At 68.6% G+C, this 6,118-nt stretch carries 7 protein-coding genes; 5 read left to right on the top strand and 2 right to left on the bottom strand.

The window, feature by feature from the left end; genetic code table 11:
* Positions 1–228 precede the first annotated feature (228 nt).
* The 4 genes from ASF22_RS18905 (at position 229) to ASF22_RS18920 (ending at position 2,975) form a co-directional block, all read left to right on the top strand.
* Positions 229–990, top strand: coding sequence for a heme ABC transporter permease (locus ASF22_RS18905; RefSeq protein ID WP_056267194.1), 762 nt, complete (start codon positions 229–231; stop codon positions 988–990).
* A 5-nt stretch (positions 991–995) separates the two neighbouring features.
* The gene (gene ccmD, locus ASF22_RS18910) at positions 996–1,184 is read left to right on the top strand and encodes a heme exporter protein CcmD (RefSeq protein WP_056169206.1); all 189 of its coding nucleotides are present in this window, start codon (positions 996–998) and stop codon (positions 1,182–1,184) included.
* Positions 1,181–1,771 carry a DsbE family thiol:disulfide interchange protein gene (locus tag ASF22_RS18915; RefSeq protein ID WP_056169191.1) on the top strand — a complete coding sequence of 197 codons (591 nt, stop codon included), beginning with the start codon at positions 1,181–1,183 and terminating at the stop codon, positions 1,769–1,771. The genes ccmD and ASF22_RS18915 overlap by 4 nt, the downstream gene beginning before the upstream one ends.
* A gap of 676 nt (positions 1,772–2,447) precedes the next feature.
* A complete protein-coding gene (locus tag ASF22_RS18920) occupies positions 2,448–2,975 on the top strand; it encodes a Crp/Fnr family transcriptional regulator (RefSeq protein WP_244472947.1) in 528 nt (175 codons plus the stop codon).
* Positions 2,976–3,020: 45 nt separating this feature from the next.
* Here ASF22_RS18920 and ASF22_RS18925 read toward each other — a convergent pair whose 3' ends face one another.
* Positions 3,021–3,632: a septation protein A gene (locus ASF22_RS18925; protein ID WP_056169212.1), complete on the bottom strand. Its 612-nt coding sequence runs from the start codon at positions 3,630–3,632 to the stop codon at positions 3,021–3,023.
* A 76-nt stretch (positions 3,633–3,708) separates the two neighbouring features.
* Positions 3,709–5,148, bottom strand: coding sequence for a signal recognition particle-docking protein FtsY (ftsY, locus tag ASF22_RS18930; RefSeq protein ID WP_056267196.1), 1,440 nt, complete (start codon positions 5,146–5,148; stop codon positions 3,709–3,711).
* A 24-nt stretch (positions 5,149–5,172) separates the two neighbouring features.
* Between ftsY and ASF22_RS18935 the strand changes: the two genes are divergently transcribed.
* Positions 5,173–5,898 (top strand): RNA pseudouridine synthase, encoded by a 726-nt coding sequence (locus ASF22_RS18935; protein WP_244473717.1) that lies wholly within the window; start codon positions 5,173–5,175, stop codon positions 5,896–5,898.
* Positions 5,899–6,118: the final 220 nt, after the last annotated feature.

The raw sequence follows: 6,118 nt of genomic DNA on the forward strand, positions 1-6,118 counted from the left end.
CGCACGGCTATGCTGCCGGCGAGTGGTCGGGGTCCACATGGCACGTCCAGATGAGGCTTCAGCACCCTTCTGGAATCACCGCCATCCCGGCCACTCAACTCCGGCCGGACATTATCGGACGGGCTCTAAGCGTCTCCTTCACACACGCAGGCACCCTTGTGTGCGAAGCAGCCTTGCGCGCAACGCCCGCATTGCCGCTGCACCGCACCCTGGGCTAGATCGCGAACCATGTGGACACGCCTCGCCCATCCCGGCAACTTCCTGCGCTGGACCGCCCCGCTGATGCCCTGGTTCGCCGGGCTCTCGGGCATACTCCTGGCGTTCGGCCTCTATCTCACCTGGTTCACCGTTCCGCCCGACTACCAGCAGGGCGAGACCGTGCGGATCATGTACATCCACGTCCCGGCGGCCTGGCTCGGGGTGTTCTTCTACGGCGCCATGGCGGTCTCGGCCATCGGCACCCTGGTCTGGCGTCATCCCCTGGCGGATGTGGCCCAGCGCGCCGCCGCCCCCATCGGTGCGGCCTTCACCCTGATCTGCCTCGTCACCGGCTCGCTCTGGGGCAAGCCCATGTGGGGCACCTACTGGGTCTGGGACGCGCGTCTCACCTCCATGCTGGTGCTGTTCCTGATCTATTGCGGCATCATCGCCCTTTGGCGCACCATCGAGGATCCGAGCCGGGCCGCCCGCGCCATCGCGATCCTGACCCTCGTGGGCGCCGTGAACCTTCCGATCATCAAGTTCTCGGTGAACTGGTGGTCGACCCTGCACCAGCCGGCCTCGATCATGCGCATGGGGGGCTCGTCCATCGACCCCTCGATGCTCTACCCGCTCCTCGAGATGATCCTCGCCTTCACCCTGTTGGGAATCACCCTGCATCTCACCGCCATGCGCACGGAGATCCTGCGGCGCCGCGTGCGGACGCTGACGATCCGCGAGGCCGAACGGCTCGATACCAGCGTACCCCTCGGGGCGATCCGGGGCCTGTGACGATCATGAATCTCGGACCTCATGATCTCGGGCCCCACGCGGGCTTCATCCTCGGGGCCTACGCCTTCACGGCCCTCGTCATCGCCGGCCTGATCTGGCACGCGGTGCGCGATCGGCGTGCCCAGACCCGCGCCCTGGCGGCCCTGCAGGAGCCCGCTGCGCCCTCGGCCCGGTCTTCGGGGGCAGGCGCATGAGCGGGTCCGAGCCGGCCCGGCGCTCCCTTCTGCTCATCGTGCCCCTCGTCACCTTCGTGGTGCTCGCGGGATTGTTCTTCGTGCGCCTGCGCTCGGGCGCGGACCCCTCGGCCGTCCCCTCCGTGCTGATCGGCCGGCCCGCTCCAGCTTTCGATCTGGCCGCCCTCCCCGGCGCCACCGCCAACGGCGTGCCCCTGCCCGGCCTCTCCAGCGCCGCGCTCAAGGGCCGGGTGACCCTCGTCAACTTCTGGGCCTCGTGGTGCGCGCCGTGCCAGATCGAGCATCCGCAGCTCATGCGCCTCGCCCGCGAGCCCGGGCTCCACCTCGTGGGGATCGCCTACAAGGACGCCCCCGAGAACGCCCGTCGCTTCCTTGCCCGCAACGGCGTGCCGTTCGGGGCGGTCGGCATGGATTCCACCGGCCGCACCGCCATCGATTTCGGGGTCTACGGCGTGCCCGAGAGCTTCATCGTCGGGCCGGACGGGACCATCCGCGACAAGCTCGTCGGGATCGTCACGCCGGAGAACTACCGGAACGTCGTCGACAAGATGCGCGCTGCAGGCGCCGTGGCCGAGGCCGTGCCTTAGCGGTCGCGTCGAGGCCGCACTTCGGCGTCGGGAGCGTCCCACGCTTGGTGGTCCCCGAGATCACGATGGATCCCATCCTCGGCTCTGGCTTCGGCGTCATTCGAGAGTCCCGAGGCCCGCATCGCCAGCGGATGCGTGGGTTTCTGCGCGGTGCTTCGCGCGAACTGCTTCTACGATAGTCGGAAGGTCAGGGTCACTTCGGCCAAAGCAGATCTTCTTCGGCTGCGAATAAGCAGGGTTATCTATGGAAGGGTGTTTTTCTACTGTTTGATGAAAACGGTAGAATATAAAGCAGAAATAAACTCTTCTCGCGATTTTCAAAAAGTTTGATTCCGATATAAAGTTTCCTTATGTACGAGATCGTACTTTTTGATACGTAGATAAGCTGTTCACAGGTCTGGTTTTTGGGGGTATTATAAGCGGATCGTTCGTTGATAAGGACGGGCAGCAGGCATCAGGTGGCAATTGATCGTGCCTATGGATCGGCAGAGCCTTGACGTCGCGCATTGTTCAACTCGAAGTACGCAACCGGCTGCTGGGAGCGTTGACCCCCGATGAATTTGCGCGACTCCAGCCGGAACTGGAGCGCCGTTCGTTCGAGAGCGGCATCGTCCTGGAAACCCCCGACGTAGCCATTGCCCAGGTGTGTTTCCCCGAGCCCGGAATGATCTCCGTGATGGCACGCACCCCCGCCGGCGTGCAGGCGGAGGTCGGTGCCATCGGCCCCGAGGGAATGACGGGACTTCCCCTACTGCATGGTCTCGACAGCTGGCCGCACGAGACCATCGTCCAGATTCCATGCCGGGCGCTCTGCATCGAAGCGCGGGCGTTCCGGGCGGCTCTGACCGAATGCCGCCCCCTGCACGATCGCCTGTTGCGCTATGCGCAGGTCTTCGCGATTCAGCTCGCGCAGGGCAGCTTGTGCAACAGCCGCTTCACCCTCGAGCAGCGCCTCGCACGCTGGTTGCTCATGTGCCACGACCGCACGGATCGCGAGGATCTCCCGCTGACGCACGAACTCCTGTCGCTGATGCTCGGCGTACGCCGGGCCGGCGTGACCACGGCCCTGCGCAATCTCAGCGACGCGGGTGCCGTCAGGACCCGGCGTGGCGGCATCGGCATCTGCGACCGGTCGCAAATGCTCGCCATCGCGGGAGACGCCTACGGCGGCCCGGAGGCCGAGTACCAGCGCGTCCTGGGCTGAACAGGGCTTCGAGGCGGGCAAAGCCCCCTCGAACCCCATCGCGTCTCAGGCGGCGCCCGCATCCTTGCGCTCGTGGCGAAGGAGGAGCGGTGTCTGCGCCAGGGCGAACGCGACCGTGAGCGGCATGATGCCGAACACCTTGAAGCTCACCCAGAAATCCTCCGTCTGCGTGCGCCACACCACCTCGTTGATCACCGCAAGGACGAGGAAGAAGAGGCCCCAGCGGAAGGTGAGCTTGCGCCAGCCCTCCTCCGTCAGGGCGAACATGCTGTCGAGCACCACGGACAGCAGGGATTTGCCGAAGGCGAGGCCGCCGAGCAGCACGAGCCCGAACAGGGTGTTCACGATGGTGGGCTTCATCATGATGAAGGTCTTGTCCTGCAGGGCCAGGGTCAGGCCGCCGAACACCACCACCACCACGCCCGAGACCAGGGGCATGATGGGCAGGCGCCGCACCAGGGCGAAGTGGATGGCGAGCGCCACCACCGTCGCGGCGATGAACACCCCGGTGGCGACGAACAGCTTCTGCTCGGGGAGGACCCCGAACCGCTCGGCATAGGCGTTGCCGAGGAAGAAGATCACCAGCGGCCCGAGCTCGAGGGCGAGCTTCAGAAGCGGCGGCAGGTGGCGGTGCGGGGGAACGGCTTCGATCTGCATGGCATCCGTCATAGAGGGCCGCGCGCGGCGCGTCGCGGCTTTTGGAGGTGAGGGCCCGGTCCTGGCGGACGCGCCGCTAGTCCTTGTCCAATCCCGCGATGGCGCGGGCGAAGTCGCGGGCCTCGAACGGCTCGAGGTCCTCGACCCCCTCGCCGACACCGATGAAGTGAACCGGCAGACCGAATTTCGCCGCGAGCGCCACCAGGATGCCGCCCCGCGCCGTGCCGTCGAGCTTGGTCATCACGAGGCCGGTGACCTGAGCGGCCTTCGAGAACAGCTCGACCTGGCTCAGGGCGTTCTGGCCGACGGTGGCATCGAGGACGAGGAGCACCGCGTGGGGGGCCTCCGGGTCGATCTTGCGGATCACCCGCAGGATCTTCTCGAGTTCGGCCATGAGCCCGGCCTTGTTCTGGAGCCGGCCGGCCGTGTCGATGAGGAGCACGTCGGTGCCCTGCTGCTTCGCCGCCTCGTAGGCGTCGTAGGCGAGGCCCGCCGCGTCCGCGCCCTGGGCCCGGGCGATGACCGGCGTGCCCGTGCGCTGGCCCCAGACCTTGAGCTGCTCGATGGCCGCCGCCCGGAACGTGTCGCCGGCCGCCAGCATCAGCGAATGCCCGTCCGCCCTCAGCTTCATGGCGAGCTTGCCGATGGTGGTGGTCTTGCCGGCTCCGTTGACGCCGATCATCAGGATGACGAACGGTTTCTTCGTCGTGTCGATGGTGAACGGGATCGCCACGGGGGTCAGCGCCCGCTCGACCTCGGCGGCCAGGATCTCCCGCACGGCATCGGGCGAAATGCCCTTCTCGTACCGGCCCTTGCCCACGGCCTCCGAGATCCGTGTCGCGGTCTCGATGCCGAAATCGGCCTGGATCAGGGCGTCCTCCAACTCCTCCAGGGTGTCGGCGTCGAGCTTGCGCTTCGTGAACAGGCCCGTGACGCGCTCGGTCAGCGCCGAGGAGGTGCGCTTCATGCCCCCCGTCAGGCGGCTCCACCAGCCGCGCTTCTCGCCCTCGGGCTCGGCCTCCGGCTCCGGCAGGAAGATCTGGGTCGCGACCTCCGGTTCGGGGTCCGGTGCCCCATGCGGCGCGAAGGCTTGGGACGTGGTGTCGGCCGCCTCGGCGCCGCGCGCCGGATCGTCGCCCGCGGTGCCGGCGGGCGGGCGCTCTTGCGTGCCCTCGACGGGCTGGAGGTCGGCGCCCTCGATCTCGTCCGGGACCGCGTTCTTGCCGGGCGTGCCCGCGGCGGGCTCGCTCGGAGGGGGCGGCACATGAGAGACGTCCGTCGCCGCGGTGGCGAAATCCGGCTGGCCCTCGGAGAACGAGGCCGGAGATTCGGGCGGGGGGGCGACGGGCTCGGCCACCGGAGGCGCGACCACCGGCGCCTCGGCCACCGGCCGGGGAACGGGAGGCGGAAGCGGCTTCGGATCGGGGGGCTGCACGGGCACCGGTTCGGGGCGCGGCTCCTCCTTGGTGCCGAACATCTTGCGCAGCAGCCAGCCCGGCCTCTTGTCTTCGCTCATTCCCGCTTGCTCCCCGGACCCGGCATGGTAAGCGCCAAGGCCATGCCCCCAGCCGATGCCCTCGTAACAGACATAGGTGCGCGCCTCCTCTACCGCGATGCCCTCGTCCTCGTCATCGACAAGCCGGCGGGTCTGCCGGTCCATCCCGGCCCGAAAGGCGGCGAAACCCTCACCGACCACCTCGACGCCCTGCGCTTCGGCCTGCCCCGGCGCCCGGAGGCGGCCCATCGCCTCGACCGCGACACGTCGGGCTGCCTTGCTCTCGGCCGCCACGCCAAGGCGCTGGCCCGCCTCAACAAGCTGTTCGCCGCGAGCGGCAGCGTCGGCAAGACCTACTGGGCCCTGGTCGAGGGGGGGCCCGCGCAGGACACCGGCCGCATCGATCTCCCCCTGGCGCGGCGCTCCGACGATCCGCGCTCGTGGTGGATGAAGGCGGACCCGTGCGGCGATCCCTCGCTCACCCATTGGCAGGTGCTCGGGCGCGGGGACGGCCTCGCGTGGCTCGCCCTCACCCCCGTGACCGGCCGGACCCACCAGCTGCGGGTCCATTGCGCGGCGTCCGGCTTTCCCATCGTGGGGGACCCGATCTACGGCTCCGGCCCGCGCAGCGGCGGACCGGGCCTGCAGCTTCATGCGCGGGCGCTCACCCTGCCGCTCTATCCGAAGAAGCCGCCGATCGTCGTGGAGGCGCCGGCCCCCACGCATATGCGGGCGGGGCTCGTGCGGTGCGGGGCCGACCGGCCCGAGTAGGGCCTTTTTCGTCTCTTCCCGGGCCAAGCCCTGCCCTCCCGGGCCAAGCCCTGCCCTCCAGGGCCAACTGCCCGGCGCGCACGCGCCAGCGCCCCGCCGCCGGTTCGGCGCGGGGGACGACCTGAGGAAACGGGAGACGCGGGACGCCGCGAGACCCTGTTTTTGTAAGTTTAGCCGGTCTCCCGGCGTCCCCCGGCCCGGCCCCTTTCGGGACCGATCC

This window comes from Methylobacterium sp. Leaf87, assembly GCF_001422775.1.
GTDB lineage: Bacteria > Pseudomonadota > Alphaproteobacteria > Rhizobiales > Beijerinckiaceae > Methylobacterium.

Bases quoted from the DNA above. Each gene is read 5' to 3' on its own strand.
- ASF22_RS18935 (WP_244473717.1), top strand. From the start codon at position 5,173: ATGGTAAGCGCCAAGGCCATGCCCCCAGCCGATGCCCTCGTAACAGAC.
- ASF22_RS18915 (WP_056169191.1), top strand. From the start codon at position 1,181: ATGAGCGGGTCCGAGCCGGCCCGGCGCTCCCTTCTGCTCATCGTGCCC.
- ftsY (WP_056267196.1), bottom strand. From the start codon at position 5,148: ATGAGCGAAGACAAGAGGCCGGGCTGGCTGCTGCGCAAGATGTTCGGC.
- ASF22_RS18905 (WP_056267194.1), top strand. From the start codon at position 229: ATGTGGACACGCCTCGCCCATCCCGGCAACTTCCTGCGCTGGACCGCC.
- ASF22_RS18925 (WP_056169212.1), bottom strand. From the start codon at position 3,632: ATGCAGATCGAAGCCGTTCCCCCGCACCGCCACCTGCCGCCGCTTCTG.
- ASF22_RS18920 (WP_244472947.1), top strand. From the start codon at position 2,448: ATGGCACGCACCCCCGCCGGCGTGCAGGCGGAGGTCGGTGCCATCGGC.
- ccmD (WP_056169206.1), top strand. From the start codon at position 996: ATGAATCTCGGACCTCATGATCTCGGGCCCCACGCGGGCTTCATCCTC.